A 4,658-nucleotide genomic window follows, 5' to 3' on the forward strand; every position below is an offset into this window, starting at 1 on the left:
CCCATAAAGCTTCCAAACAGGCTACACAAGCCCCAAAGCGGCCCCAAGCACCCAACCGCCCCCTTACAGCACATAAAACCGCCCAGAGTATTATCTATACTCTATACTTTCGCCTCTATACTATACTTTCCATTATATAATTATATCATACTTAATCATTTCATCAGACATGCGATTAAATCTACGCCATCTTTTCGCGATGCTGACCATGTCCGCATCCGTGGCCGCGAATGCCCAGAGCATCACAACCACCCCGGCCATCATCACTGAAAGTACGAAAGACATCACCATCACCTTCCACTCCGACGGTGGAAACCAAGGTATGGTGAACGCATCCGCCTCCACGCCCGTCTACGCCCACACAGGTGTCATCACCAACCTCAGCGACGGTGCCTGGAAAAACGCACCGACATGGGGCGACAACTCAGAAAAATACAAACTCACATACACCGCCCCCTTCACATGGGAGATGAAAATCCCCGACCTGCGTGAATACTACAACGTCACAGCCTCCGGCGAGACAATCGAGAAACTCGCCTTCGTATTCCGCAGCGGCGACGGCTCCATGGAAGGTAAGACCGGAAACTGGGGCGACATCTTCGTCCAAGTCTTCCCCGACAACTTCCCAGCCTCGAAAGCTGCCGACTATCCCGGCGGTGTCCCCAAGATGGGAGCCGAGACAAATGCCGACGGTTCCGTGACCTTCTGTCTCGCAGCCCCCGGCAAGACAAACGTAGTCATGATGGGATCGTGGAACAACTACACCCCCGCGCCCGAATATGTCATGAACTACCAGGACTACAACGGCAACCGCTACTTCTGGCTCACCCTCGACAACATCGAGAAAGGCAAGGACTACATATATTATTATAATGTGGACGGAGCCTCAAACGTCGGCGACCCCTATGCCCGGCTCATCCTCGACAGCGGCAACGACGGCTTCATCCCGGCCTCCGTCTTCCCCAACCTCCCCGCCTATCCCTCCAAGCGCATAAGCGGAGTGCCCCTCGCCGTGTTCAACACAGAGCGTGACGCCTACGACTGGAAGGTCACCGACTTCAAAGGTGTCCCGCAAAGCGACCTCATCATCTATGAGCTCCTCATCCGCGACTTCACCGGCACCGAAGGCAAAGCCCTCGGCGACGGAACAGTCAAAGGCGTAATCTCCAAGCTCGACTACCTCAAAGACCTCGGTGTCAACGCCATCGAACTCCTCCCCATCATGGAATTCGCAGGCAACAACTCCTGGGGCTACAACACCAACTTCTACATGGCCCCTGACAAAGCCTACGGCACACCTGACGACTACCGTGCGCTCATCGACGGTGCCCACGAACGCGGAATGGCCGTCATCCTCGACATTGTCTTCAACCAGGCCGACGGCGGTCACCCCTGGTTCGACATGATTCGCCGCAACATCAACCCCTTCTTCAACGGCTCCGCACCTCATGCCTACAGCGTCCTCAACGACTGGAACCAGGACTGCGAACTCGTGCAGCAGCAGTGGCGCGATGCCCTCGACTACTGGATGACAGCCTACAAGGTCGACGGCTTCCGCTTCGACCTCGTCAAAGGCCTCGGCGACAATGATTCCTACGGCAACACCTACAACTCCGAGACAAACACATGGGGAACACCCAACGACAACAACACCAACCGCTTCAACGCCTCGCGCGTGGCCCGCATGAAAGCCCTCCGCGAGAGTATGATTCTCACCAAACCCGATGCCTACTTCATCAACGAGAACCTCGCCGGTGCGGAGGAGGAGAACGCCATGGCCCGCGACGGCGAAATCAACTGGGCTAATGTCAACTGGGCCTCGCGCAACTACGTCTCCGGAACCGGCGACATGTCGCTCAGCCGCTTCTACGCCCCGCAGGACGGCGACCGCCTCTGGGGTTCGACCGTCAGCTATGCCGAAAGCCACGACGAAGAGCGTGTGGCCTACAACATCACCAACACCGGCACAATCATCAAAGGCAACTTCACCGGTGCCTGCCAGCGCATGGGCTCAATGGCCGCACAGATGCTCCTCTCGCCCGGCTCACACATGATATGGCAGTTCCAGGAGCGCGGCAACCAGCAGACAACCAAAAACAGCAGCGGCAACGACACAAGCCCCAAGAAAGTGGACTGGAACACCCTTGAGACATCCACTGCCCGCAAAAACCTCCTTGCCACCTACACTGCCCTCTGCGCCATCCGCGCCGACTACCCTGCTCTCTTCCGCGAGACAGCTACTGCAAACGTGGAACTCAGTTCAGCCACTGCGCGCTACATCTCCCTCACCGACGGCACCACCGAGCTTTACCTCGTGGTCAACCCCGCAGCAGAAAAGCCCACCGTCACAGCCGAAATCCCCTTCCCCAAGAATCCCGCCACCGGCCAGACCGCCTTCCTCTCCGACAGCAAATATGAACTTATCGCCTCCACCCTCGGTGTCACCCCCGCCACCCCCGGATTCACCGCAACAGGCGTGACCCTCCCCGCCGGAGGATTTGCCGTCTACGCATCCGGTCCCAAGTCGGGAATCGGCGACATCGTGGCCGACTCCACAACGGACCGCCCCGTGGTTGTCGTGGACGGTGGCCGCATCCGTGTCCTCACCCCCTACACCACCCTCACCCTCCACAACCTCAGCGGTCTGTCCCTCCCGGTCGACACTCAGCTCACCCCCGGAGTCTACATTGTCAACGTCGACGGCACCCCTGTGAAAGTAGCAGTGAGGTAAAGTTTTGCTTTTCGGGAATTTTTTGTTAATTTTGCACCTTGATTGGGTCAACCCTCTCCGGAAAGCCCGATAAACGTGAATACAATTAATAAAAACTGAATACATTTTAGGAAATGAACATTACCAAGGAAGAGATTTCACCCGTGGACATTCGTCTCACCGTGGCGATCGAAGAAAATGACTATAAGGATGAAGTAGCCAAAAAACTCAAGGAGCTCGGCCGCACCCACGTCATCCCCGGATTCCGCAAGGGCCACGTCCCCTTCGGCGAACTCAAGCGCCGTTTCGGCAAGCAGATGACAAGCGATGTCATCAACGACACCGTATACCGCGCCGTCGTTGACTACATCACTGAAAACAATCTTCCCGTCATGGGCCACCCCGTGCCCGTTGAAGTCAAGGAAGCCTTCGAGGAAGGTGACCAGGAATTCAAATATGACCTCGCCCTCGTTCCCAAGCTCGACATCAACCTCAGCAAGGAGGACCACTATCCCTTCTATGAGATTGACGTGACCGACGAGATGATCGACGAGCAGGACAAGAACATGCGCAAGCGCTTCGGCAAGCAGGAGCCCGGTCAGGAAATGACTGAGGACGGCGTTGTCAAGGGTGCCATCATGCAGCTCGACGAGAACGGCAACGTAAGCCAGGCTGAAGGCGCCATCCAGGTGACCGACGGCATCGTCTTCCCCCTCTACTTCAAGGACAAGGAAGAGACCGCCAAGTTCGCAGGCAAGAAGCCCGGCGACAAGGTTGTCTTCAACCCCTGGAAAGCAGCCGCAGGCGACGCAGGCGAGCTCGCTTCGATGCTCCATGTCGACAAGGCTATCGCAGCCGACATCAAGGGCGACTTCGAGATGACAATCTCTGAAATCATCGTCAGCGTTCCCGCTGAACTCGGTGAGGAATACTACAAGATGGTATTCGGCGAGGACAAGGTACACAACGAAGAAGAATACCGCGCTGCCGTCAAGGAACTCATCCAGAACGAGCTTTCTCAGAACAGCCACATCCTCTTCCGCAACCAGTTCGACAAGGCCATGATGGAAAAATACGGCTCGATGACTCTCCCCGCAGAGACCATCAAGAAGCTCTTCTTCGCCGAGGCTGAGAACGCCGATGAGGCTTTCGCCGCTCAGGAAAACGCCATCAAGCACGAAATCATCGAGACCAACCTCCTCAAGAAACTCGAGGTCAAGGTTGAAGCCGACGAAGTCCTCGACATGGCCAAGTTCCTCACTGCCCGCCAGTTCGCTCAGTATGGTATGGCCGGTATCGACGAAGAAATCATCACCCGCTACGCCAAGGAGCAGCTCGAAAAGCCCGAAGTGCGCAACCAGCTCACCCAGCAGGTAATCACCTCGAAGCTCTACGACACCATCGAGAACACCGTCAGCCTCGACAAGCAGACCGTCTCCCTCGACGACTTCAAGAAAATCGCCCAGGAAGCCTAACCCCTTCCAAAGCCACATAAGCCCGAAAACCTCATCAGGAAAAGGCACATAAGCCCCCAAAATCTCCCCGGCAATCAGGGAAAGGCACATAAGGACATAAGGGCAAAATAGACAGAAGATTTTCAGGACGAAGCAGCCACGCTGCCACCACCGTCCTGAAAATCTTCTGTCTATTTTGCCATTTTGCTAATCAGTCCTAAAATCCGGCCTAATTGTATAAAATCCCGTTTCATGTGTGATGGAAAGAGATACAAAAGAACAAAATAGACAAAAGTAACAGAAATATAATTTGCTTGAAATTAGCCGTTTGTATCCTCTACACTTCCCCCTTTATATCCCTTATTCAGATATTTACTAATTTTATAAGTTTACAAATTTTCTATCCCCAGGACTGCCAACAAACTATCCAAATGGCCGTCAACACATATCCGAACGCACGCCAACAAACTATCCGAATGGCCGTCAACTCATCT

General features: G+C 55.0%; 2 protein-coding genes. Both read left to right on the plus strand.

Going from position 1 to position 4,658, the window contains the following annotated elements:
- The first annotated feature begins 169 nt into the window (after window positions 1–169).
- Complete coding sequence (locus tag QZ310_RS09130) at window positions 170–2,731, plus strand: alpha-amylase family glycosyl hydrolase (RefSeq protein WP_297072197.1); 2,562 nt, start codon at window positions 170–172, stop codon at window positions 2,729–2,731.
- A gap of 113 nt (window positions 2,732–2,844) precedes the next feature.
- On the plus strand, window positions 2,845–4,185 hold the full coding sequence (locus tag QZ310_RS09135; RefSeq protein WP_297072198.1) for a trigger factor: 1,341 nt from the start codon (window positions 2,845–2,847) through the stop codon (window positions 4,183–4,185).
- The last annotated feature ends 473 nt before the right edge of the window (window positions 4,186–4,658 follow it).

The organism is uncultured Duncaniella sp. (genome assembly GCF_910577345.1).
Taxonomy (GTDB): domain Bacteria; phylum Bacteroidota; class Bacteroidia; order Bacteroidales; family Muribaculaceae; genus Duncaniella.